23 protein-coding genes, 1 tRNA gene and 1 other RNA gene are annotated in these 21,660 nt (G+C 70.1%); 15 read left to right on the forward strand and 10 right to left on the reverse strand.

The window, feature by feature from the left end:
* Nucleotides 1-63: 63 nt before the first annotated feature.
* Together OCS65_RS27275 and OCS65_RS27280 are read right to left on the reverse strand one after the other, a co-directional pair.
* On the reverse strand, nucleotides 64-1,680 hold the full coding sequence (locus tag OCS65_RS27275) for an MFS transporter (RefSeq protein ID WP_263508269.1): 1,617 nt from the start codon (nucleotides 1,678-1,680) through the stop codon (nucleotides 64-66).
* 420 nt (nucleotides 1,681-2,100) lie between these two features.
* The gene (locus OCS65_RS27280; protein ID WP_050034415.1) at nucleotides 2,101-2,592 is read right to left on the reverse strand and encodes a DUF2231 domain-containing protein; all 492 of its coding nucleotides are present in this window, start codon (nucleotides 2,590-2,592) and stop codon (nucleotides 2,101-2,103) included.
* 81 nt (nucleotides 2,593-2,673) lie between these two features.
* On the opposite strand from OCS65_RS27280, the gene OCS65_RS27285 reads away from it, so the two are divergent.
* Together OCS65_RS27285 and OCS65_RS27290 are read left to right on the forward strand one after the other, a co-directional pair.
* Nucleotides 2,674-3,066, forward strand: coding sequence for a BlaI/MecI/CopY family transcriptional regulator (locus OCS65_RS27285; protein ID WP_029547104.1), 393 nt, complete (start codon nucleotides 2,674-2,676; stop codon nucleotides 3,064-3,066).
* A gap of 2 nt (nucleotides 3,067-3,068) precedes the next feature.
* A complete protein-coding gene (locus OCS65_RS27290; RefSeq protein ID WP_082120174.1) occupies nucleotides 3,069-3,947 on the forward strand; it encodes a M48 family metalloprotease in 879 nt (292 codons plus the stop codon).
* A gap of 45 nt (nucleotides 3,948-3,992) precedes the next feature.
* On the opposite strand, the gene OCS65_RS27295 is transcribed toward OCS65_RS27290, so the two are convergent.
* Nucleotides 3,993-4,448, reverse strand: a complete 456-nt coding sequence (locus tag OCS65_RS27295; RefSeq protein ID WP_050034412.1) for a DUF6098 family protein — start codon at nucleotides 4,446-4,448, stop codon at nucleotides 3,993-3,995.
* A 408-nt stretch (nucleotides 4,449-4,856) separates the two neighbouring features.
* Here OCS65_RS27295 and OCS65_RS27300 point away from each other — a divergent pair, with 408 nt between their 5' ends.
* Nucleotides 4,857-5,015 (forward strand): hypothetical protein, encoded by a 159-nt coding sequence (locus OCS65_RS27300; RefSeq protein ID WP_006943091.1) that lies wholly within the window; start codon nucleotides 4,857-4,859, stop codon nucleotides 5,013-5,015.
* A gap of 66 nt (nucleotides 5,016-5,081) precedes the next feature.
* On the forward strand, nucleotides 5,082-6,245 hold the full coding sequence (locus OCS65_RS27305) for an IS30 family transposase (RefSeq protein WP_029546562.1): 1,164 nt from the start codon (nucleotides 5,082-5,084) through the stop codon (nucleotides 6,243-6,245).
* Between the two features lie 180 nt (nucleotides 6,246-6,425).
* Here the strand turns inward: OCS65_RS27305 and OCS65_RS27310 are convergent, their stop codons facing one another.
* On the reverse strand, nucleotides 6,426-7,715 hold the full coding sequence (locus tag OCS65_RS27310; protein ID WP_263508274.1) for an aspartate aminotransferase type Ic: 1,290 nt from the start codon (nucleotides 7,713-7,715) through the stop codon (nucleotides 6,426-6,428).
* A gap of 49 nt (nucleotides 7,716-7,764) precedes the next feature.
* Nucleotides 7,765-7,859, reverse strand: an RNA gene (ffs, locus tag OCS65_RS27315) — signal recognition particle sRNA small type.
* A gap of 117 nt (nucleotides 7,860-7,976) precedes the next feature.
* Here ffs and OCS65_RS27320 point away from each other — a divergent pair.
* Both OCS65_RS27320 and OCS65_RS27325 read left to right on the forward strand, forming a co-directional pair.
* Nucleotides 7,977-8,064 (forward strand) — tRNA-Ser (locus tag OCS65_RS27320).
* An 89-nt stretch (nucleotides 8,065-8,153) separates the two neighbouring features.
* Nucleotides 8,154-8,420 (forward strand): DUF1905 domain-containing protein, encoded by a 267-nt coding sequence (locus OCS65_RS27325; protein ID WP_050034410.1) that lies wholly within the window; start codon nucleotides 8,154-8,156, stop codon nucleotides 8,418-8,420.
* A gap of 13 nt (nucleotides 8,421-8,433) precedes the next feature.
* Here OCS65_RS27325 and OCS65_RS27330 read toward each other — a convergent pair whose 3' ends face one another.
* Nucleotides 8,434-9,420 carry a GmrSD restriction endonuclease domain-containing protein gene (locus tag OCS65_RS27330; protein WP_168578942.1) on the reverse strand — a complete coding sequence of 329 codons (987 nt, stop codon included), beginning with the start codon at nucleotides 9,418-9,420 and terminating at the stop codon, nucleotides 8,434-8,436.
* Between the two features lie 134 nt (nucleotides 9,421-9,554).
* Between OCS65_RS27330 and OCS65_RS27335 the strand changes: the two genes are divergently transcribed.
* From OCS65_RS27335 to OCS65_RS27350, 4 genes are all read left to right on the forward strand, one after another.
* Entirely contained in the window at nucleotides 9,555-10,205 is a 651-nt protein-coding gene (locus OCS65_RS27335) for a YoaK family protein (RefSeq protein WP_029547091.1), read from the forward strand.
* Nucleotides 10,206-10,265: 60 nt separating this feature from the next.
* Nucleotides 10,266-11,078: a helix-turn-helix domain-containing protein gene (locus OCS65_RS27340; protein WP_231772115.1), complete on the forward strand. Its 813-nt coding sequence runs from the start codon at nucleotides 10,266-10,268 to the stop codon at nucleotides 11,076-11,078.
* Nucleotides 11,075-11,632 carry a TIGR03086 family metal-binding protein gene (locus OCS65_RS27345; RefSeq protein WP_231772116.1) on the forward strand — a complete coding sequence of 186 codons (558 nt, stop codon included), beginning with the start codon at nucleotides 11,075-11,077 and terminating at the stop codon, nucleotides 11,630-11,632. Before OCS65_RS27340 ends, OCS65_RS27345 begins: the two co-directional genes overlap by 4 nt.
* Before the next feature lie 129 nt (nucleotides 11,633-11,761).
* Nucleotides 11,762-13,294, forward strand: a complete 1,533-nt coding sequence (locus tag OCS65_RS27350) for a metallophosphoesterase (protein ID WP_231772117.1) — start codon at nucleotides 11,762-11,764, stop codon at nucleotides 13,292-13,294.
* Between the two features lie 7 nt (nucleotides 13,295-13,301).
* On the opposite strand, the gene OCS65_RS27355 is transcribed toward OCS65_RS27350, so the two are convergent.
* On the reverse strand, nucleotides 13,302-14,189 hold the full coding sequence (locus tag OCS65_RS27355; protein WP_029547087.1) for an LLM class flavin-dependent oxidoreductase: 888 nt from the start codon (nucleotides 14,187-14,189) through the stop codon (nucleotides 13,302-13,304).
* 124 nt (nucleotides 14,190-14,313) lie between these two features.
* Here OCS65_RS27355 and OCS65_RS27360 point away from each other — a divergent pair, with 124 nt between their 5' ends.
* From OCS65_RS27360 to OCS65_RS27370, 3 genes are all read left to right on the forward strand, one after another.
* Nucleotides 14,314-14,721: a hypothetical protein gene (locus OCS65_RS27360; RefSeq protein WP_006943069.1), complete on the forward strand. Its 408-nt coding sequence runs from the start codon at nucleotides 14,314-14,316 to the stop codon at nucleotides 14,719-14,721.
* Between the two features lie 113 nt (nucleotides 14,722-14,834).
* Nucleotides 14,835-15,488: a superoxide dismutase family protein gene (locus tag OCS65_RS27365; protein WP_006943067.1), complete on the forward strand. Its 654-nt coding sequence runs from the start codon at nucleotides 14,835-14,837 to the stop codon at nucleotides 15,486-15,488.
* Between the two features lie 138 nt (nucleotides 15,489-15,626).
* Nucleotides 15,627-16,211 (forward strand): TetR/AcrR family transcriptional regulator, encoded by a 585-nt coding sequence (locus OCS65_RS27370; RefSeq protein ID WP_029547085.1) that lies wholly within the window; start codon nucleotides 15,627-15,629, stop codon nucleotides 16,209-16,211.
* Between the two features lie 54 nt (nucleotides 16,212-16,265).
* On the opposite strand, the gene OCS65_RS27375 is transcribed toward OCS65_RS27370, so the two are convergent.
* From OCS65_RS27375 to OCS65_RS27385, 3 genes are all read right to left on the reverse strand, one after another.
* Entirely contained in the window at nucleotides 16,266-17,429 is a 1,164-nt protein-coding gene (locus OCS65_RS27375) for an IS30 family transposase (RefSeq protein WP_029546562.1), read from the reverse strand.
* Nucleotides 17,430-17,519: 90 nt separating this feature from the next.
* On the reverse strand, nucleotides 17,520-18,257 hold the full coding sequence (locus OCS65_RS27380) for a 3-hydroxybutyrate dehydrogenase (protein WP_102799326.1): 738 nt from the start codon (nucleotides 18,255-18,257) through the stop codon (nucleotides 17,520-17,522).
* Entirely contained in the window at nucleotides 18,254-19,639 is a 1,386-nt protein-coding gene (locus OCS65_RS27385) for an MFS transporter (protein WP_006943064.1), read from the reverse strand. Before OCS65_RS27385 ends, OCS65_RS27380 begins: the two co-directional genes overlap by 4 nt.
* A 123-nt stretch (nucleotides 19,640-19,762) precedes the next feature.
* On the opposite strand from OCS65_RS27385, the gene OCS65_RS27390 reads away from it, so the two are divergent.
* Both OCS65_RS27390 and gluQRS read left to right on the forward strand, forming a co-directional pair.
* Nucleotides 19,763-20,665, forward strand: a complete 903-nt coding sequence (locus tag OCS65_RS27390) for a LysR family transcriptional regulator (RefSeq protein WP_006943063.1) — start codon at nucleotides 19,763-19,765, stop codon at nucleotides 20,663-20,665.
* A gap of 53 nt (nucleotides 20,666-20,718) precedes the next feature.
* A complete protein-coding gene (gene gluQRS / locus OCS65_RS27395; RefSeq protein WP_168578940.1) occupies nucleotides 20,719-21,642 on the forward strand; it encodes a tRNA glutamyl-Q(34) synthetase GluQRS in 924 nt (307 codons plus the stop codon).
* Nucleotides 21,643-21,660: the final 18 nt, after the last annotated feature.

The following is a 21,660-nucleotide window of genomic DNA, read 5'->3' on the forward strand; positions in this document are numbered from 1 at the left end:
GGCGCGTCCGACACGAAAACCGTTGAACACCAACGGTTACGTACCATTTCGCCGGAAACCCGACTACGGCGCGCATTCTGCCCCATCAGGCCCTTCGCCGGGGCTCTTCGGTGTGGGTTCCGGTATGCGCATCATGCGGAACGAGTTGAACACCCCGATGAGACCGGCGAGGAGGGGAATGAGCAGTGCCACCTGTAGGGCGAGCGGTCGTGCGTCGGTGTTGATACGGATGATCTCGTCTTGAAACTCCGGGGGTTCGCCGGCGAGCAGCTGTTCGAGCTGGGTGTTGCTCATGACTTCGGCGTCGTCCTCGAGGACCTGCGCCACCTGCTGTTGCTCTGCCTGCGGGAGCACGGTGCTCGATTCCGCCATTGCGGTGAAGGTGAGGGACAGCGTTGCCAGCATGATGGCGCCGGCGAACGCCAGCCCGAACGACAACCCGAACGATCCTGCCGCAGAATTGACGCCGGCGGCTTCGCTGATCCGCTCCTCCTCGATCGGGGCGAGTGTGTAGTTGTTGAGTTGAGAGACCAACAACCCCAATCCCGATCCGGCAATCACCAGGGGGATCACGAGGCCCCAGCCGAACTCCGCCCGCGGCACGATCGGGATCAGCGCCACGATCCCGAGCGTGAGGAGAACGAATCCCCACCGGATGATGCCGCTCGGGCGGCGATCACTCGCCTTCTTCCCCGCGAGCAACGCCACTGCGAACATGCTGAGCGACAGCGGTGCGAGGGACAGGCCCGCCTGCAGCGCGTTGTACTCGAGCACCATCTGCAGGTAGATCGGCAGCGCGATCATCGTGCCGCCGAGCGCAATCTGCTGGAGCATCTGCCCGGAGATCCCCAGCTTGAAGATCTTGGAGCGGAACAAATCCGGGTCCAGCAGCGCCGGCTCGCCTCGACGTTTGCGCCGCACGAGCCAGTAGGCCAGCACAGCCAGCGCAATCGCACCGACCACCAGGAGCGCACCAACGGCTTCGCCGCCCTCCTGCCACACCAGGATTCCCAGCACGATCCCGCCCATGCCCAGAACGGAAAGTACCGCACCAATCAGGTCAACGCCCCGAGGTCCGGTGTACGGCACATCGTGGACGAGCCTGATACCGGACAGCACGACCCCGATGATGACGACCTCGAGCACAAACCCGACGCGCCACGACAGGTAGGTGGTGATGAAGCCTCCCAGCAGCGGTCCGACCGCAGCGGCAATCGCAGCCGCCGCCCCGACCAGCGCGTAGACCTTCTTCTGCGCCTCCCCCTCGAAATTGCCGTGGATGAGAGACTGCATGGCGGGCAACAGGAGTGACGCGCCGATCCCACCGAGTACGGCCCAGAAGACGACGATCACGGTCAGGCTCTGCGCGAACGCCATCGCCGACGCACCGACTGCGTAACCGAGCAGGCCGAGCACGTACGCACGCTTGCGTCCGATGAGATCACCGACCTTGCCACCGATCAGGATGAATGCCGCAGAAACCAACGCCTCGAGCGCGATCGCAGCCTGCACGCCGCTGACCGTCGTGCCGAGGTCGCGCACCACCGATGAGATCGAGACGTTCATCAGCGATGTGTCGACGACGAGCACGAACATCGCCATCGCCAGCAGTAGGGCGAGCAGGCGCTGCGGGCCCGCTGCCTTCTCGGAGGGATCGCTGGCCGTTCGTCTCTCGATCACCGGAGACCCATCGTCCCGGCAGTGGTGACGTTCCCCCGGACGTCCGTTTCGGCACGGGAGTGTGTCGACCGGCCGATCGCTCGCCCGCGGATACCCGCGGCATCAGCCCGGGTGGGCGATCGGCGGCGGGCAGCCTCTGACATCACGGCCACCTCCTGGGTGCACGCCCGCCCATCTTCAGCTCCTCGGCCCGGCACGGGAAGGGATGGCCGGGAGCACGACGTCAATCCCGTGACACGAGTGTCTCACGTGCGAGGCGACCTATCCAGAGCGCACGAGCCGGCCACGCGACGACGGTCTCCGGGGAAACACGCCCCATGGGCTCGCGCGGTTCCATCGGATCGATTTCCGCCGAGGCGCGTTCGGTGTCGTAAGCGGGCCGCGGCCGGTGCGGGGCGCACGCGAGTGGCGCCGGACAGGTCACGGCGACTCCCCCGCGGCGACGCCCACCCGGTCCTGCCAGGTGGCCTGCGCGCCGGAGTCGCCCACCCGATACACCTGAACCGTCGCGCCGACCCCGACGAGGACCGCGACGAGGGCGGTGACCACGGTCAGGAGCCGCATTCGCGCGGCCGGGATCGACCCACGCGAATGCAGCACGTGCAGGGCCCCGACCAGCATCGCCGCGGCGAACAGCCCAGCGGCGACGAACGGCATGGTGTCACCGAGCTCGGTATGGGTGTGCAGCAGTGCGGTGCGGTCGACCTGATGCTCCAGCGACTCACCGGCCTCGACGGTCGGCGGGGTCAGGACGAGCAGTGCGGTGGCCAGCACCGCAGTGGGCCACACGAGCCGCATCCGGGCGGCGGGCCAGAGGGCCGAAAGGACGACTCCGACCGCCACGAGCGGCACCAACACTACGATGGCGTGCACGAACAGTATGTGCGCCGGGAGTCCGTTGATCTGGGACATGCTGCTCCTCGGGAGAGGGATGACCGGACATCTACTACTTTCTCGATAGTAGTAAGCTGTCCTGAGAGGAGCCTGAAACCGATGGCGCGGCGCCTACGCGGCACCCTGGAGCAGGAGATCGTCGACGTCCTTGCCGGCGCGGAAGAGCCGCTCACCGTGGCAAGGGTGAACGAGTTGCTGCCAGGAGCACTCGCCCACACCACCGTGATGACGACGCTGGCCCGCATGCACGGCAAGGGAATTCTGGACCGGACGCCATCCGGTCGTGGTTACGCGTATCGGCTCGCGGCACCGATCGAGACGCTCCCGGCTGCGCAGGCCGCCCGGGACATGCATCGGCTTCTCGACAAGTACGGCCGCCGCGCGGACGTGCTGGCCCGGTTCGTCGCGGAATTGACACCCGACGACGAGCGGATGCTGCTGAGGCTGCTCGGGCGCGAGGACGGCGAGCCGGACGAAGGGAGAGAGCCGTGATAATGCCTGCTGTCCTCGCTCCACTCGCGGTGGGAGCAGCGCTCGGTATCGGAGCCGAGCGCATCGCGGTACAGGCCCGGCCGGCGACAACGGTCCGGCTCCTACCTGTTCTCTCCGCTCTGTGCGCCCTGACATTGCTCTCGTCGGCGACTGCCGTGGCCCTCACGCTCATCCACCACCGGCCCGGCACGACATCCGTCGCAGTCGCGGCGATCCTCCTCACCGCCGCTCTGTGTGCCACAGCCGGGGGCCTGCGGCACCTCTGGCACGTCCGGCAGAACCTTTGCGCAGCAACTCGATTCTGCCGAAGTCTCCCCCGGACGGAGGGCTACCTCCTCGCCCGGAGCCCGGTCGCCGACGCCTACTCCGTCCCCGGGCGAGGGGGCGGGATCGTTGTGACGACCGCCATGAAGTCGGCTCTCACCGAGGGCGAACTGACCGTACTGCTCGCACACGAGCACGCCCACCTGCGGCACCATCATTCCCGGTGGATCCAGATCGCCGAGACGGCGGCCGCACTCCACCCGCTGCTGCGGCCGGTTCCCGACGTCGTTCGCCGGGCCGCGGAGCGGTGGGCCGACGAGGAAGCCGCCGCCGGTGGCCGTCGCGCGGCCGCCCAGGCCGTCGCCGCCGCAGCCGTCGCGAGAAGCCGCTCCCTCGAGGCTCATTCGTCGACCACGCTCTCGGTGGCGGGCGGTGACGTCGTCGAACGCGTGCACGCGCTGGTCGATCCGCCTCGGCTTCCGTGGGCTCGCACGGTCGCCGCGACGCTGATCGTGGCGATCGCGCTGGTGTCGTTCTCGGCTCTGCGGACAACGGATATCGTCCAGGACGTGCTTCTTCCGGAACACGAGACGCCCCACCTCGTCCTGCAGCGGTGAAGCCGGGCGGACGACGCCGGCCGCCCGCCTCACCGCCTTGTTGACTCACCGCCCTGGGGATTCCGCCTGCACGTCGAACCGCTCGTGATACCGCTGCTCCGCCTCCCGTAGCACCCTGGGACTGAGCCGCGCGTGCGGCTGGATGTCGATCACCAACGGTTCCTGGTCGGGTCCGCGGCCGACCATCGTTCCCTTGAGCAGCCAGAGGAAGCATCCGTCGGGCGCATCCCGCGTGGCGTACCGGTGGACCCGCCGTGCCACCCAGTCCTCGACGGGCCGACGCCACCACGGCTCCGGCGCGACCGGCAGGACCGACCAACCAGGCAGCGTGACATTGCCTTCGACATCCCGCGTGGGGCCGTCCGCGGCGTCCGCGGCCGGTCCCGGTGAACAGCGCAGATAGATGAGCGGATCCCCCGCGACGAGAGCGGCGAGCTGATCGAGGCTCGCGATGACCTGCATGTCGTCGGGATCCGGATACATCTCCTCACGTGGCGCCATCGAGGTCCTCGGTTCGTCAGGTGACCGCAGGGTTCGTCTGCGAGGAGCCGGCGATCTGCGCGAGAAATTCGTGCCGGCACGTCGCGCGTTCCGAGTCCTGCGACATAGCGATGGTGACTCCCTCCGTCGACGGTCCTTCACGGACGCCGTCCGGATACCCGGTACCCGGCGCGCTACTCCCGGTCCGCGGTCGACAGGGGCTCCCCCGACCAGTGCGCCTGGGGTGGGATCCGGTGACGCGAACGCCGACTCGAGCGCCTCGGCGATCCTTCGGTACCCGATCTCCGGTTGGGATGGTCTCTGTGATCGAGCAGCGGTGGGATCCGCGCCACCGGCGGAACCCTTGAAGGGTGCGGGCGGGCACAGAACGCAGGCCGGACGCACCATGTGCGCGCGTATCGTTCGCCTATGGCACTGCACGGTGACGAATCCGAGTACACCCGCGTTCTCGAGGACGTTCAGGCCCTCGTCGCACACGCGATCGGTGCCGGGAACTCGGCCGACAGCGTCCGGGAGTTCTGGCACGAGCAGATCGACCGCTACGTCGAGGACGCGGCCACCGGCTGAATGTCACACGCGTTCGATGTGGGCTGACTCAGGTGGTCCATGCGACACGCTCCCTGACCAGGGGAGATGTCAGTGGGTCGAGCAGCACGAGAGGCGAAGAAGGCTAGGTTCTTCGCCATGCGCATGACGAAGGTGTCGATCGCCAAGGCCGCAGCCGCGGTCGGTGTCAGCCGACAAACCGGCTACCGGTGGGAGGACGAGGCCAACGGCACCGTCCGCCGTGCCCCGCACTGGGAGCACGGCGGACGGTCGTTGTCCCTGGGCGAGCGGGAGCTTGTCGCCCTCGGACTCGCCCGCAACGAGTCGGTCCAGACGATCGCCGCGCACCTGGGCCGGCACCGGTCGGTGATCTACCGGGAGATCGAACGCAACAGCAACCGCGACGGTAGCTACCGCGCCGTGTCGGCCCACGCGCGGGCCTGGACCCGAGCACTGCGACCGAAAGTCGCCAAGCTGATGGCCGCACCCGAGTTGCGCGCGTATGTCGTCGCCAAGCTGAAGCTGCGCTGGTCCCCGCAGCAGATCTCGGCCAGGCTGGTGGTCGACTTCCCCGACCGAGCGGAGATGCGGGTGTCCCACGAAACCATCTACCAGGCCGTGTATGTGCAACTGAAAGGCGAACTGCGAAAAGAGCTTTCGGAGTATCTGCGGCGCCGGCACACCCGTCGGGTGCCGCAGGGGCGAGTGCCGAGCAGTGCCCGCCATATTCCCGACAAGATCCTCATCTCCCAGCGGCCCGCCGAGGTCGAGGACCGGGCGGTGCCCGGGCACTGGGAGGGAGATCTGATCATGGGGGCGCGCAACCGCTCGGCGATCGGCACCCTGGTCGAGCGCACCACCCGGTACGTGGTGTTGCTGCACCTGCCGAAGGTCCGCGACGTGTCCGGCGTCCGCGATGCGATGATCGCCGCGATGCGGTCGTTGCCGGAGGTGATGCAGCGGTCGGTGACCTGGGATCAGGGCCACGAGATGCGTGCTCATGCCCAGATCACCATGGCCACCGACGTCGCTGTCTACTTCTGCGATCCGCACTCGCCGTGGCAGCGCGGCACCAACGAGAACACCAACGGTCTGCTCCGGCAGTACTTCCCCAAGGGCACCGACCTGTCGGTGTACACGCCCGAGGACCTGCAGCAGGTCCAGGACGAGTTCAACGGCCGCCCCCGGCAGACGCTACGCTGGCGCACGCCAACCGAAGCGTTCACCGAGCTTGTCGCATCGGCCGCCTGAAACCGCCGTGACCGAAGCGATGTGACATTCGGCCCAGGACGACCGGGCCGTGACGGCGAGAATTGCCCGCGGCCCGACCGAGCCGAGTTGTCCACCGCTTGTCCACAGAGTTGTCCACAGGTGGGGGAAACACCCGTAGGCCCCGGTCGCCGCGTGACGACCGGGGCCTACGGGGAGGAGCTACTTGCCCAGGGCCTTCTCGGTCGCCGCGAGCAGCACGCACGTCGCGACGCCGTCCATGGCGGTGGCGAGTTCGTTCAGCGACGGGAAGCTCGGGGCGAGCCGGATGTTCTTGTCCTCGGGGTCGTTCTTGTACGGGAACGCCGACCCGGCCGCGGTCAGCGCGATCCCCGCGTTCTTCGCGAGGGAGATGACCCGCTTGGCGGTGCCCTCCACCACGTCGAGGCTGATGAAGTAGCCGCCCTTCGGCTCGGTCCAGGACGCCACCTTCGACGGCCCGAGCCGGTCCTCGAGGATCTTCAGCACGAGCGCGAACTTCGGTGCGAGGAGCTCGCGATGCTTGGCCATGTGGGCCCGCACCCCGTCGGCATCACCGAAGAAGCGCAGATGACGCAGCTGGTTGACCTTGTCCGGGCCGATGGTCTTGATACCCAGGAACTTCTCGTACCACGCCAGGTTCTCGGCCGAGCTGCCGAAGAAGCTGACGCCGGCGCCGGCGAAGGTGATCTTGGATGTCGAGGCGAGGACGAACACGCGGTTCGGGTGCCCGGCCTCGGCCGCCATGCCCAGGATGGCCAGGGCGGGGGCGGCCTCCTCGACCAGGGGATGCACGGCGTACGCGTTGTCCCAGAAGATCCGGAAGTCCGGCGCGGCGGTCGGCATCGACGCCAGTTCGCGGGCGGCGCGCTCGGAGTACACGGCGCCGGTCGGGTTCGAGTAGGTGGGCACCGCCCACATGCCCTTGATCTGCGGGTCCGAGCCGACGAGCGCGGCGATCTTCGCCAGGTCCGGCCCGTCGTCGTGCATGGGCACCGGGATCATCTCGATCCCGTACGACTCGGTGATCGCGAAGTGCCGGTCGTAGCCGGGCGCGGGGCACAGGAACCTGACGACGGGTTCCTGGGACCACGGGCGCGGTGAATCCACCGTGCCGTGCAGCAACGACGCCACGACCAGGTCGTGCATGATCTCGAGGCTGGCGTTGTTGCCGGCGATCAGGTTCTCGGTGGGGATGCCCAGGAGCTCCCCGAAGATGGCGCGCAGCTCGGGCAGTCCGCGCAGGCCGCCGTAGTTACGGCAGTCCGTGCCGGACGCGTCGCGGTAGTCGTCGACCCCGGGCAGCGACAGCAACTCCGCGGAGAGGTCCAGCTGCTCGGGGGACGGCTTGCCGCGAGTCAGGTCCAGCGTCAGCTTCTCGGCTTCGAGTCGCGCGTAGTTGTGGGACTGGCGCTCGTGCTCTGCGACGAGTTCCTCATGGCTCATCAACCCAATCTGGGTTTGGGTAGGCATGCGGAAGGACCTTTCACCGCGCCCAACGGCACGGGCATCGGCATCGGAAGCTAGGGGACCCCGCGCACCCGGCAGAGCCCGTTGACCCTTGCTGCCTTCCGGCCCTGGGGGAGTTCACAGGATGCGCGCCGCGCGGGATCCATCGGCCAGTGTAGACAAACATCGCCCCGAACCGTGAATCGGCACCGCCACACCCCGCCGAAACCCGCGGCGACCTCCCCGTTTGGCAACCACCAGGTCATATTCGGTATGCTTCCCCACGGAGGATTCGCCTAGTGGCCTATGGCGCTCGCCTGGAACGCGGGTTGGGTTAACGCCCTCAGGGGTTCAAATCCCCTATCCTCCGCCACGGGGAAGCCCCTGTGATCCGCAGCTTCGCGGATCACAGGGGCTTTTTCGCTTCCCTGTCGTGTCGGCCCCACCCTCTAGCCTCGCGGCATGCGCTTCTCCGGCATCGTCGAGGTCTTTCCCGGCCCGGGCGGCTGGCACTACGTCGACGTGCCGGCCCGGATCGTCGAGGCCGTGACGAGCGTCGCCGTACGCGGACTGATCCCGGTACGCGCCCGCATGGGCGGCACCGAGTGGGACACGTCCCTGCAGCCGCGGGGCGACGGCCGGCATTTCCTCGCGTTGAAGAGGTCGGTGCGCGCCGCCGAGTCGGTCGAGGTGGGCGACACGGTGACGATCACGGTCGCGGAGCGCTGACGCGCCGGGCGGCTCACTCGCAGGCGACACCGTCCCGGTCACCGTCCATCTCCTCGCTGTACCCGGGCTGACCGGCGTACAGCGGCGCGGCGCCGGCGGCCCGCGCCTCGGCGCAGTTGCGGTAGGTCGCGGCGGCGGCCGGCGGCGATGCCACCGACGGGGCCGGTTCCGGCGCCACGGTCGCGGCAGGCGCGGCGGGCACGGGCGCCGGGGCGGCGGCGCCGCACTCGGTGAGGACGCGGACCATCGCGTCGTGCTCGGCCTGGGTCACCCACAGCTGATAGAGGGCCTTGACCTCGATCTGCCGCGCGACGTACGTGCACCGGTAGGACCGGTTCGGCGGCAGCCAGGTCGCGGCGTCGCCGTCGCCCTTCTGCTGGTTGGCGTCGCCGTCGACGGCCTGCAGGTTGCGGGGATCGTTGGCGAAGTTCGCGCGGGTCTGCTGGTCGAGCTGCTGGGCACCCTTCTGCCACGCGTCGGACAGCGCGACGACATGGTCGATCTGCACGTCGGCGGAGGTGTCCTGGCCACGGCGGAACTCGATGGTCGTGCCGGTGTAGGCGTCGTGGAGGGTGCCGAAGAGGACCACGCAGTCCCGGGTGGCGGTCTTGTAGGTGATGTCGACGAGGTCGCGCCGCAGGATGTCGTTGCGGGTGTCGCAGCCGTTGCGGCCGCCGTCGACGTCGACGTCGTCGCTCCACGCCGGGCCGAAGAGTTCGCGGTCGTAACCGGTCTTGGGCGCTCGCCCCTTGACCGGCAGCGTCGCGAGCGTGGCCAGCGCCGACGAGGCGGATGCGTCCGCGGGAACGTGGGTCGGTGCGGGGGCCGGGGGCGGGGTGGTCGTCACCGTCGGGGTCGCGGCGACGGTGGGCGCGTGCGCCGGGGTGGCGGTGTCCGTTGCTGCGGCGCATCCGGTCAGCAGCAGGGCCGCCGCGGCGAGTCCGGCGCTCCATCCCCGCCTGCGGTGGTTCGGGGACTGGCGGGACGGTGAGGCGAACACGCTGGGTACTCCTGGGGGCGGGATGCGGTACGGCGGCACCCTCCGCGGGGGAACGAAAGGGCGTCTCCCGGACGTCGTACCGGACATCCCTTTCGTTACCAGAGGTAACAGCACAAGGTGATTACGATTTGTCCGTGGTCGGATACGGCAGACAACTCACGGCCCTCGCCATCGCGCTGTCCGGCCTCGCCGGATTCGTCGACGCGCTCGGCTTCATCACCCTCGGGGGCGTGTTCGTGTCGTTCATGAGCGGCAACTCCACGCGCATGAGCGTCGGCCTGGCCGACGGCGCCTGGGGCCAGGCGGCCCTCACCGCCGGCATCATCGGGCTCTTCCTCGTCGGTGTCGTCCTCGGCGGGGTGGTGGCGCAACTGTCCGACCGCAGCCGGCGCGCCCGCAAGACCGCCGTCCTCGCCGCGGTATCCGCGCTGCTGCTACTCGGTGCGCTCGCCCACACGGCGGGGTGGACGCCCGTCGCGGTGGTGGCGATGACCCTCGCCATGGGCGCGGAGAACTCGGTGTTCCAGCGCGACGGCGAGGTGAGCGTGGCCCTGACGTACATGACCGGGGCGCTCGTCAAGATCGGGCAGCGGCTCGCGGCCGCGCTGTTCGGCGGGCCCCGCTGGAGCTGGCTGCCGTACCTGGGCCTGTGGCTGGGCCTGGTGACCGGCGCCGTCGGCGGTGCCCTCGCGCATCGGGCGTTCGGACTGCACGCCCTGTGGGTCGCCACCGCGGTCGCCGTCGCACTCACCGTCGCGGTGCGGCACCTGCCGTACCGGCCGTGACGGAAGCCGGTTCCCCACGCAGGCAGCGATTGTCGGAGCCTGCGCCTACGCTCGTGGGCCATGAGGTGGTATGTGCCCAGCACTCCCAGCGCGGACCTCGCCGAGCACCTGGTGTGCGTGTGGTCGGCGGTCTCCGACGGGCAGAGTCACCTCCTCGTTCCGGACGGATGCGTCGACGTCCTGTGGATCGCCGGCGTCGGCATTCGCGTGTGCGGTCCGGAAACGTCCGCGTGGTCGTTCACCCTGCCGCCCGGCGTCGTCTCCGCCGGCGTGCGGTTCCGCCCCGGTCTCGCCTCGTTCGCCCTGCGCGCGTCGGCCGCGCAACTCCGCGATACCCGCGTCGGGTTGGACGACCTGATCGGCTCGGCCGGGGCCAGACCACTCGCCGACCGGCTCGACAACGCCCGGACCGCCCCCGAACGGCTCGAGGTGTTCCAATCCGCGGTGCGGCGCTGGCTCGCGCACGGCCTTGCCCCCGACCCGCTGATCGGGCACCTCCGGCAGGCACTGTCCGGGCACTCGTGGAGCGTCGGCACGCTCGCCGACACCGCCGCACTCACCGAGCGTCAGCTGCAGCGCCGCTGCAACGAGGCGTTCGGGTACGGCCCCGCCACGTTGCGATCGATCCTTCGCCTGCAACGGTTCATGGCCCTCGCCGACGCCGGTCCCGGGCGCGGACTGGCCGAACTCGCCGCGGTCGCCGGCTACAGCGACCAGTCGCACCTGAACCGTGAGGCCCGCAGAATCTCCACCCTGACGCCCACCGCCCTGCTCGCCGGCGAGGCACCACGGTGGCACGGCCCGGGCTCGGCACTCGATGTCCGAAGTATCCAATCCCTCGGCGACCTCGGGGCGGAAGAATTCGCGGCATGACCGAGACCCTCTCCCCCGCCCGTCACTACCGCGAACTCGCGGCGAAGTTCACCACACGCGTCGAGGCCGTGCCGGCCGACCGGTGGGACGCGCCGTCGCCCTGCGAGGGCTGGACCGCCCGCGACGTGCTGCGGCACGTCGTCGACACGCAGCGGCAGATCGTCACCGTCGTCGGCCTGGAACTGCCCGCCTGCCCCTCGCCGGACACCGACCCGGCCGGCGCGTGGGCCGCCACCCGCGACGGCATGCAGGCGATCCTCGACGATCCGCAGCGCGCCGGCCTCGAGTACGACGGCCACTTCGGCCGCACCACCCTCGCCGCGACCGTCGCGCGGTTCTACAACTTCGACCTCGTCGTGCACGGCTGGGACATCGCCCGCGCCGCCGGCCTGGACGACTCCGTCGACGACGAGGATCTCGACTTCGTGGAGACGACGGCGCAGGCCCTGGGCGACTCGATCCGTATGGAGGGGGTCTGCGGGCCCGCCGTCGAGGTGCCCGCGGACGCCGACCGGCGGACCCGGGTGCTCGCGCACCTCGGCCGTCGCGCCTGATCGGCGGTGGCGTTGCGCCTGATCGGCGGTGGCGTTGCGCCTGATCGGCGGTGGCGTTGCGCCTGATCGGCGGTGGCGTCGCGCCTGATCGGCGGTGGCGTCGCGCCTGATCAGCGGTAGCGTCGGGGCATGCGCGCCCCGGGCTCCTGGCTTCCGGTGTCGTTGCTGGCTGTGGCCGCCCTCCTGTCCGGCCCCGCCGGGGCGGCACCGTCGGTGCCCGCGCCCGCCACGTCCGTCGGCATCCCGGCGACGGGACTGACCACCGACGTCCCGGCGACGTCCGCGACGATGTACGCGGGCGTGACCGACTCGGCGGACCCACCGCTCCCGCGCGACGTCGCCGAGAGCGGTGCCCCGGTGTCCGTCGGCGACAAGTTCGACGAATATCCCTATGTCCGTTACGAACTCGAATTCCCCGCCGGAACCGAGGTGGTGACGCTCCGGTGGCAGGGCCGCAGCGTCAACCTCGACGACCTCGCCCTGCACGTGCGCACGGGCCGATCGTGGGGCGAGCCGCGCGCCGTGGCCCGGCCCGCGGCGCCCGGCGGACCGATCGTGCTCGAGGCCCGGATCACCGGCGTCGCCGGCCCCGTGGAGATCCTGGTGATCGACGGGCCCCGTCGCGACCGGGGTTTCCGCGACGCCAACGCCGTACCGGACCAGGCGTTCGCCGATCCGGCGGAGTACGACTTCGCTATCCAGCACCTCACCGACACCCAGTACCTCGCCCGCGACGACACCGCCGCCTTCCGGGCCATGACGACCTGGACGGCGCAGCAGGCCCGCGACCGGAAGATCGCGTACACCGTGCACACCGGGGACCTGATCCAGTCGTGGATCCGGCCGGGCGCCCCGGACGCCCGCGCCCGCGCGGAGTTCGAGGTCGCGTCGGAGGCGATGGGAATCCTCGAGGCGGCCGGGATGCCCTACGGGGTCCTGCCCGGCAACCACGACAACCTGTGGAACGTCGCGGGCCGGCTCGTGCCGGGCGAGCACGAACGCAACCACGCGCTGTACAACGAGTACTTCGGGCCACAGCGGTTCCGGGACCGGCCGCAGTGGGGCGCCTCGGTGACCGACACCGACAACTCGGCGCACTACGACCTGTTCGAGAGCGCCGGCGCCCGGTTCCTCGTCCTCTACATCGGCTACAACCCGGCGGAGCACGTGATGCGCTGGGCCGAGCAGGTGCTGGCCGCCCATCCGGACCGCAACACGATCGTCGCCGCGCACTACTACCTGGACGAGGACGGGCGCCTACGGATGAGCGGATTCGGCGACATCGGCGGCAGTTCGGGCCAGCAGATCTGGAACCGGCTCGTCGTGCCGCACGAGTCGGTGTTCATGGTGCTGTCCGGGCACGTGGACGGGCAGACGACCGTGACCGACCGCCCGATCCCCGACAGCGACCGGCGCGTGGTCGAGATGCTCGCCGACTATCAGTACTTCCTCGTCGACGGTCGACGCGCGACGGCGTTCCAGCGGTTGCTGCAGTTCGATCTCGACGACGGCACGGTCGCCGTCACCACCCACTCCCCCGCGCTCGACAGCTTCCGGGTGGAGGACCACGACCCGCGGCGCCGCTACACGCCGGAGGACGGCGACTTCGTGGTGGACGTGCAACTGCGCGCCGGCGTGCCACGTGCGGTACTCCCCGGCTGAGTCCGGATCACCTTGCCGCCGAGACGAGTTCGCGGACGCGCGGCGCGACCTCCTGCGCGAATCGCTCGATGTCGGGGCGGGCATCGGTGCCGAGCACGAAGCCGCTGATGCCGTGGCGCAGGGTCAGCTCCGCGAGCTGCTCCGCCCACACGGCGGGCGGCCCGGCGAGGAACCCGCCGTCCGCACCGCCGTCGAATCGGCCGCTGATGTTGTAGAGCCGGCGGATCTCGCGCGGGTCCCGGCCGGCGTCCACAGCCGCCTCGTCGACCCTCCTCGACATCTCGGCGAGCCGGTCCGGCGAAGCGGCGAACGAGCTGGGCAGCCACCCGTCGGCGGCGCGTCCGGTGAGGGCGAGCATGCGGGGACCGTAGGCGCCGAGCCAGATTCCGATGTCGTGGGCGGGCGCCGGGCCGCGCTTGGCGCCGGCGAGACGGTAGTGGGTGCCGTCGACGCGGGCGCCACCCCGGCGGTCGGCCCACAGCTCCCGGATGACGGTGATCGCCTCCTCCAGCGCGTCGACGGCTTCGCCCGTGGTGCGGTGCGGTCCGCCGTTCGCGGCGATCGCGTCCCAGTAGGCGCCCGCGCCGAGGCCCAGCTCCACGCGTCCGCCGCTGAGGCGGTCGAGGGAGGCCGCGCTGCGCGCGAGGATCGCCGGGCCGCGCAGCGGCAGGTTCGCCACGTTCGGCGCCACGAGTACCCGCGTCGTCCGCGCGGCGACCCAGGTCAGCAGGGTCCAGGCGTCGAGGAAACGGGCCTGGTACGGGTGGTCCTGGAAGGTGACCAGGTCCAGGCCGGCGCGTTCGGAGGCGACCGCGAGGTCGACGACCGCGGCAGGGTTCTCGGCGGCCGGCGTGAGGAAGCTGCCGAAGAGGAGCTTCCGGCCGTACTCGGGCATGGCGTCCTCCCGGTGGTGAGCCGACCGCTTCATCGTGCTGCATCCGGACGGCCGTGGGAAGTTTGCCGCCACCGTCACGGGGAATGCGGGATAATCGGTCACATTCGATCCTCCGGAGGTTCCCGTGCGACTGAGCAACGTTCCGCTCCGGCTGGCCACCGGTGCTTTCATCCTCAATTCCGGGCTGGGCAAGCGCGATCTCCCGCCCGAGGCCGCCGCAGGGCTGCAGGACATGGCGAGCAAGGCGCTCCCCCGGCTCGGGAAGATGCGGCCGGAGACGTTCGGCCAGGCCCTGTCGACCGCCGAGATCGGCGTCGGCACCCTGCTGCTGGCGCCCGTCGTCTCCCCCGTCGTGGCCGGCGCCGCGCTGACCGCGTTCAGTTCGGGTCTGCTCGCGATGTACTGGCGGATGCCCGGCATGCACGAGGGCGGATCGTTCCGCCCGACCCAGCAGGGCACGCCGATCGCCAAGGACGTCTGGCTCCTCGGGGCGGGCCTGTCCCTGATCATCAGCGGGGTGAGCAGGACCTGACCGAGCGGGACCGCGGCGGTGCAGGTCCGGCAGGTGTGCCTCTGTCTCACCGTGCCACGGGTGAGCGCTCCGCCGGAGGTTCAACGCGGCGCACCAGGGGGTAACGCCGAATCATGAACACACGACGTACAACCTTGATCGCAGGCGTGTCCCTGACCGCACTCGTCGCCGCCGGATGCGGCGGCGACGACGCCTCGACGGACAACCAGGCCACCGTCGAGACGCCTCCCGCGTCTTCGGAAACGACGACCACCGGCATGCCCACCCCCCTGCCCGGCACGGATGGAGTGGCCTTCCAGCTGCCCGGGGAAGGTGGTGGCGACGACAACGCCTACACCTACGACGAAGCCGCCGTCCCGGTGGGGTCGACCGTGACCGTCGAATCCGAAGAGGAAGACGGCCGCACGACGGTCACGCTCAACGCAACCGGTCTTGCGCCCACCCGCGACTTCGGCGTGCACGTACACACGCAGCCGTGCGGGCCACAACCGTCGGATGCGGGGCCGCACTATCAGAACAACGTGGACCCCGCGGCCACCCCGCAATCTCCGTCGACGGATCCGGCCTACGCGAACCCCCGGAACGAGATCTGGCTCGACATCACCACCGACGGCGACGGCAACGCCCAGACGTCGACGACGGTCGACTGGGCGGTCCGCGACGGTGAGGCCGCATCCGTGGTACTCCACGCGCAGCGCACCAGGACCGGTCCCGGCGAGGCCGGCATGGCCGGTGATCGCCTGGCCTGCATCGACGAGAACTTCTGACGAACGCCGGCGGTCCTGGAACAGCCCGGCCGCACGCGGCACCGCAGGTGGTGCAGCGACGGTCGCCGACACCGCCCCGAGGTGCGGGGTCGATGCCCCATACCGACGTATGGAGATGCGCGCAGGTACGGTGCATCCATGCGCGCGCGCCCCTATGCCACCACCAGCCCCACGCGTCTCGCCGCGGCCCTGCTCGAGGTCGCGGCGCGGATCGGGCTCGACGGCGCCAGCGTGCGCGAGGTGGCCAGCCATGCAGGTGTATCGATCGGCGCCGTGCAGCACCACTTCCCTACCAAGGACGAGATGCTCGCCTACTCGTTCCGCTCGCTCGCCGAACGGGTGCTGACGCGGCTGAGCACCGTCGACCCCGACATCGATCCGGCGCGCACCCTGTTCGCGGCGCTGAGCCAGCTGCTGCCGCTCGACGACCAGCGCACCGCCGAGGCGCATGTGATGGCGGCATTCACCGTGCGGGCCGCGACGTCGCCGTCGTTGAGCACGATCCGGCACACGACGCTGTTCACGATGCGCACCGCGGTCTCCGCCGTCCTGATCCGGATGGGCACCGCGGAGCCCGAGACCCGGGCGGCGCTCCTGCTGGCCGCGGTCAACGGCCTGGCCCTCGACGCCGTCGCCAGCCCGGAGCTGTATCCGCCGGAGTACCTCACCCACGCGCTGCACACCCAGATCCAGCTGTCGCTCGACGGCGCCGACGCCCACTGATCGCCTTCGAAAATGCCTGTGGCCGAATGTCACACGCGTTCGATCTGGGCGGTTTCAGGCGGCCGATGCGACAAGCTCGGTGAACGCTTCGGTTGGCGTGCGCCAGCGTAGCGTCTGCCGGGGGCGGCCGTTGAACTCGTCCTGGACCTGCTGCAGGTCCTCGGGCGTGTACACCGACAGGTCGGTGCCCTTGGGGAAGTACTGCCGGAGCAGACCGTTGGTGTTCTCGTTGGTGCCGCGCTGCCACGGCGAGTGCGGATCGCAGAAGTAGACAGCGACGTCGGTGGCCATGGTGATCTGGGCATGAGCACGCATCTCGTGGCCCTGATCCCAGGTCACCGACCGCTGCATCACCTCCGGCAACGACCGCATCGCGGCGATCATCGCATCGCGGACGCCGGACACGTCGCGGACCTTCGGCAGGTGCAGCAACACCACGTACCGGGTGGTGCGCTCGACCAGGGTGCCGATCGCCGAGCGGTTGCGCGCCCCCATGATCAGATCTCCCTCCCAGTGCCCGGGCACCGCCCGGTCCTCGACCTCGGCGGGCCGCTGGGAGATGAGGATCTTGTCGGGAATATGGCGGGCACTGCTCGGCACTCGCCCCTGCGGCACCCGACGGGTGTGCCGGCGCCGCAGATACTCCGAAAGCTCTTTTCGCAGTTCGCCTTTCAGTTGCACATACACGGCCTGGTAGATGGTTTCGTGGGACACCCGCATCTCCGCTCGGTCGGGGAAGTCGACCACCAGCCTGGCCGAGATCTGCTGCGGGGACCAGCGCAGCTTCAGCTTGGCGACGACATACGCGCGCAACTCGGGTGCGGCCATCAGCTTGGCGACTTTCGGTCGCAGTGCTCGGGTCCAGGCCCGCGCGTGGGCCGACACGGCGCGGTAGCTACCGTCGCGGTTGCTGTTGCGTTCGATCTCCCGGTAGATCACCGACCGGTGCCGGCCCAGGTGCGCGGCGATCGTCTGGACCGACTCGTTGCGGGCGAGTCCGAGGGCGACAAGCTCCCGCTCGCCCAGGGACAACGACCGTCCGCCGTGCTCCCAGTGCGGGGCACGGCGGACGGTGCCGTTGGCCTCGTCCTCCCACCGGTAGCCGGTTTGTCGGCTGACACCGACCGCGGCTGCGGCCTTGGCGATCGACACCTTCGTCATGCGCATGGCGAAGAACCTAGCCTTCTTCGCCTCTCGTGCTGCTCGACCCACTGACATCTCCCCTGGTCAGGGAGCGTGTCGCATGGACCACCTGAGTCAGCCCTGATCGACGCGATGTGACATTCGGCCCCACACACAGGGGGTGGGTCAGCGGGCGGTCCAGCCGCCGTCCATCGTGTAGGAGGCGCCGGTGACCATGCCGGCGTCGTCCGAGGCCAGCCACGCGACGAGGGAGGCCACCTCCCCGGGTTCGACGAGCCGCTTGATCGCCGGCTCGGTGAGCAGCACGTCGGCGAGCACTCGCTCCTCGTCGATGCCGTGCAGCCGGGCCTGGTCGCTGATCTGCTTCTCCACCAACGGCGTTCGCACATAGCCCGGGTTGACGCAGTTGCTGGTGACGCCGCGCGGACCGCCCTCGAGGGCCGTGACCTTCGACAGCCCCTCGAGGCCGTGCTTGGCGGTGACGTACGCGGACTTGAAGGCCGACGCCCGCAGGCCGTGCACCGACGACACGTTGACGATGCGCCCGAATGCCCGGTCGTACATGTGCGGCAGGGCCGCCTTCACGAGGAGGAAGGGCACCTCCACCATCAGGGTCTGGATCCGGCGGAAGTCGGTGAGGGCGAACTCCTCGATCGGGCGGACGACCTGGATGCCGGCGTTGTTGACGAGGATGTCGACCTCGAGCCGGAGCCCGTCGAGCTGGTCGGTGTCGAGCAGGTCCACCGCCCACGCCTGCCCGCCGATCTCGTGGGCGAGGCTCTTGGCGGCGACCTCGTCGACGTCGGCGACGGTGACCTGCACGCCGCGGGCGGCCAGTTCCCGGGCGCACGCCGCCCCGATGCCGCCGGCGCCGCCGGTGATCAGCGCGGTGCGGGCACTCATGCGGACACCGCCGTCTTCTCGGCGCCGACGGCGCGGGCATCCGCGGCATCGATGTCGCGCAGGCTGATGCCCTTGGTTTCGCGGGCGGCGACGACGGCGATGATCGTCACCACGGACGCCACGGCCAGGTAGATCGCGATGGGCACAGCGCTGCCGTAGCGGCTGAGCAGCGCGGTCGCGATGATCGGCGCGAGCGAGCCGGCGACGATGGAGGTCACCTGGTAGCCGAGCGAGACACCCGCGTAGCGCATGCGGGTCGGGAACATCTCGGCCATGATCGCGGGCTGGCCGGCGTACATGAAGGCGTGGAACACCAGGCCGATGACGATGGCGGACATGACGAGGGCATTGTGCCCGCTGTCCATCATCGGGAAGGCGAAGAAGCCCCACGTGCCGGCGGTGACGGCACCGACCATGTACACCGGGCGGCGGCCGAAGGTGTCGGACAGGCGCCCGACGACGGGGATGATCGCGAAGTGCACGGCGTGCGCGGCGAGCATCCACCACAGGATGGTGGAGGTGTTCGCACCGACGACCACCTTGAGATAGGTGATCGAGAACGTGACGACGAGGTAGTACATGACGTTCTCGGCGAAGCGCAGACCCATGGCGGTGAACACGCCGCGCGGGTATCGCTTGACGACCTCGACGACGCTGTACGAGCTGGACTTGATCTGCTCGGCCTCACGCTGGGCCTCGAGGAAGATCGGCGCGTCGGTGACCTTGGTGCGGATGTAGTAGCCGACCAGCACGATGACGGCCGACAGCCAGAACGCGATACGCCAGCCCCACGAGAGGAACGCCGCGTCGGACAGCGTGGTGGTCAGGATCAGCAGGACGACGGTGGCGACGAGATTGCCCATCGGCACGCCGGCCTGCGGCCACGACGCCCAGAAGCCGCGCGAACGGTTGGGGCTGTGCTCGGCGACGAGCAGCACCGCGCCGCCCCACTCACCGCCCACGGCGAAGCCCTGGACAAAACGCAGCGTGACGAGCAGCGCGGGCGCCCAGTAGCCGATGGCCCCGAAAGTGGGCAGACAGCCCATGAGGAAGGTGGCGACGCCGACGAGCACGAGGCTGGTCTGCAGCAGCTTCTTGCGGCCGAACTTGTCGCCGAAGTGGCCGAACACGACGCCGCCGAGGGGCCGCGCGACGAAGCCGACGGCGTAGGTGACGAACGCGGCGATGATGGCGTCGAGCTCGTTGCCGTTGTCGGGGAAGAAGACCTTGGAGAACACCAGGGTGGCGGCGGTGCCGTAGAGGAAGAACTCGTACCACTCGACGACGGTGCCGGCCATCGACGCGCCGACGACCTTGCGCAGGCCCGAGGCGGGGGTCTCGTCCGGTGTACGGCCGTCGGGCCGTGCCTGTTCGACGCTCATGGGTTCGTCCTCCTCGGTTCGACTGTGACGGGCAACACTTCTGAACGCATGTGCCGAGTATTGATGCACAGATCTGCATGCACAATGACGCGATCCGCAGAGTGGATCTGCAAGAATGCACACATGAGCGCGCCGTCGGCCGATGACCTGCTGGTTCTGCTGGCCGTCGGCCGCACGGGCCGCTTCACAACCGCCGCCGACGACCTCGGCGTCAACCACACGACCATCGCCCGTCGTATCGCGGCGCTGGAGAAGAGCCTCGGCGGGCGCGTGCTGGCCCGCGCGTCGGGCGGATGGGAGCTCACCGAGCTCGGCCGCTCGGCCCTCGCCGCGGCCGAGCGGATCGAGGCTGCCGTCGCCGGGCTGGCCGGACCCGACGGGGACCGCGGGCTCGAGGGCGTCGTCCGGGTCTCGGCGACCGACGGCTTCAGCGCCTACATCGCGGCCCCGGCCGGTGCGCTGGTGCGGCGACGGCACCCGGGCGTGGCGGTGGAGATCGTCGCGGCCACGCGTCGCGCGTCGCAGCAGCGGTCCGGCCTCGACCTCGAGGTGGTGGTGGGACGCCCCCAGGTGCACCGCGCCGAGGCGCACCGGCTGGCCGACTACACCCTCGGCCTGTACGCGGCGCGGGACTACGTCGCCGAACACGGTGCCCCGACGACGGTGCGTGAGCTGAGCCGTCACCCCCTGGTGTACTTCATCGACTCGATGCTGCAGGTCGACGACCTGGACCTGGCCCGTCGCATCGCCCCGGACATGCACGAGTCGGTGAGCTCGACCAACGTGTTCGTCCACGTCGAGGCGACCCGCGCCGCGGCCGGGCTCGGGCTGCTGCCGTGCTTCATGGCCGACCGGCACGCCGACCTGGTGCGGATCCTCCCCGGGGAGGTGGAGGCGCGGCTGAACTACTGGATGGTGGCGCGGTCGGAGACGCTGCGCCGGCCGGAGGTCGCCGCCGTCGTCGCGGCGATCCGCGAGACCGTGCACGCCCAGCGCTCCGTCCTGCTCGGCCGGCCCGTCGCGTGACCCACCGGCGTGCAGGTGACCGAATGTGACATCACGCTCGATAGTCTGACCAAATGTCACATTCGGCCGGGGACGCGCGGGTTGGGGCCGGCCGGTTCGCCCCGAGCCCGTCGGGCGACCTGCACCTCGGGAACCTGCGCACGGCGGTCCTCGCGTGGCTGTTCGCCCGGAGCACCGGGCGGCGGTTCCTGATCCGCGTCGAGGATCTGGACCGGGTCCGGCCCGGCGCGCAGGAACGTCAGCTCGCCGACCTCGCCGCGCTGGGCCTGGACTGGGACGACGAGGTGGTCCACCAGTCGCGGCGGCTGCCCCTCTACGACGCCGCGATCGCCCGCCTCACCCGCGCGGGCCTGACCTACGAGTGCTTCTGCACGAGACGCGAGATCCAGCATGCGGCGTCCGCGCCGCACGCCCCGCAGGGCGCCTATCCGGGAACGTGCCGGAACCTCACCGAGGCCGAACGGGAGGCGAAACGGGCGTCGGGGCGGCCCGCCGCGCTGCGCCTGCGGTCCGGCGCCGCCACCTTCACCGTGGCGGACGTGGTGCACGGCAGCTTCACCGGTGTCGTCGACGACCTCGTGCTGCGCCGCGGCGACGGCATCCCCGCCTACAACCTGGCCGTCGTCGTCGACGACGCGGCGCAGGGCATCGACCAGGTGGTACGCGGCGACGACCTGCTCACCTCGGCACCGCGGCAGGCCTATCTCGCAGCGCTGCTCGGGCTTCCGGTACCCACCTATGCGCACGTGCCGCTGGCGCTGAACGTGCACGGCAAACGCCTCGCCAAGCGCGACGGTGCCGTCACGCTCACCGACCAGGCGGCGCTGGGCCACACCGCGGCCGACGTCCTGAGCCGGATCGCGGTCTCGCTCGACCTGGCGGACAAGGACGAGCCCGTCACGCCGGAGTTGCTGCTCGAACGATGGGATCCGGCACGGCTCCCGCGGGAGCCGTGGGTGTACGACGGCAGCTGGTGACCGGTATCGGTGCAGCGC

Origin of the sequence: Rhodococcus aetherivorans, assembly GCF_025722975.1 — a bacterium.
GTDB classification, from domain to species: Bacteria; Actinomycetota; Actinomycetes; order Mycobacteriales; family Mycobacteriaceae; genus Rhodococcus; species Rhodococcus aetherivorans.

Coding starts and splice junctions, on each gene's coding strand:
- OCS65_RS27280 (WP_050034415.1), bottom strand. CDS start 2,592: ATGTCCCAGATCAACGGACTCCCGGCGCACATACTGTTCGTGCACGCC.
- OCS65_RS27285 (WP_029547104.1), top strand. CDS start 2,674: ATGGCGCGGCGCCTACGCGGCACCCTGGAGCAGGAGATCGTCGACGTC.
- OCS65_RS27290 (WP_082120174.1), top strand. CDS start 3,069: ATGCCTGCTGTCCTCGCTCCACTCGCGGTGGGAGCAGCGCTCGGTATC.
- OCS65_RS27295 (WP_050034412.1), bottom strand. CDS start 4,448: ATGGCGCCACGTGAGGAGATGTATCCGGATCCCGACGACATGCAGGTC.
- OCS65_RS27300 (WP_006943091.1), top strand. CDS start 4,857: ATGGCACTGCACGGTGACGAATCCGAGTACACCCGCGTTCTCGAGGAC.
- OCS65_RS27305 (WP_029546562.1), top strand. CDS start 5,082: ATGTCAGTGGGTCGAGCAGCACGAGAGGCGAAGAAGGCTAGGTTCTTC.
- OCS65_RS27310 (WP_263508274.1), bottom strand. CDS start 7,715: ATGCCTACCCAAACCCAGATTGGGTTGATGAGCCATGAGGAACTCGTC.
- OCS65_RS27325 (WP_050034410.1), top strand. CDS start 8,154: ATGCGCTTCTCCGGCATCGTCGAGGTCTTTCCCGGCCCGGGCGGCTGG.
- OCS65_RS27340 (WP_231772115.1), top strand. CDS start 10,266: ATGAGGTGGTATGTGCCCAGCACTCCCAGCGCGGACCTCGCCGAGCAC.
- OCS65_RS27345 (WP_231772116.1), top strand. CDS start 11,075: ATGACCGAGACCCTCTCCCCCGCCCGTCACTACCGCGAACTCGCGGCG.
- OCS65_RS27350 (WP_231772117.1), top strand. CDS start 11,762: ATGCGCGCCCCGGGCTCCTGGCTTCCGGTGTCGTTGCTGGCTGTGGCC.
- OCS65_RS27355 (WP_029547087.1), bottom strand. CDS start 14,189: ATGCCCGAGTACGGCCGGAAGCTCCTCTTCGGCAGCTTCCTCACGCCG.
- OCS65_RS27365 (WP_006943067.1), top strand. CDS start 14,835: ATGAACACACGACGTACAACCTTGATCGCAGGCGTGTCCCTGACCGCA.
- OCS65_RS27370 (WP_029547085.1), top strand. CDS start 15,627: ATGCGCGCGCGCCCCTATGCCACCACCAGCCCCACGCGTCTCGCCGCG.
- OCS65_RS27375 (WP_029546562.1), bottom strand. CDS start 17,429: ATGTCAGTGGGTCGAGCAGCACGAGAGGCGAAGAAGGCTAGGTTCTTC.
- OCS65_RS27380 (WP_102799326.1), bottom strand. CDS start 18,257: ATGAGTGCCCGCACCGCGCTGATCACCGGCGGCGCCGGCGGCATCGGG.
- OCS65_RS27385 (WP_006943064.1), bottom strand. CDS start 19,639: ATGAGCGTCGAACAGGCACGGCCCGACGGCCGTACACCGGACGAGACC.
- OCS65_RS27390 (WP_006943063.1), top strand. CDS start 19,763: ATGAGCGCGCCGTCGGCCGATGACCTGCTGGTTCTGCTGGCCGTCGGC.
- gluQRS (WP_168578940.1), top strand. CDS start 20,719: ATGTCACATTCGGCCGGGGACGCGCGGGTTGGGGCCGGCCGGTTCGCC.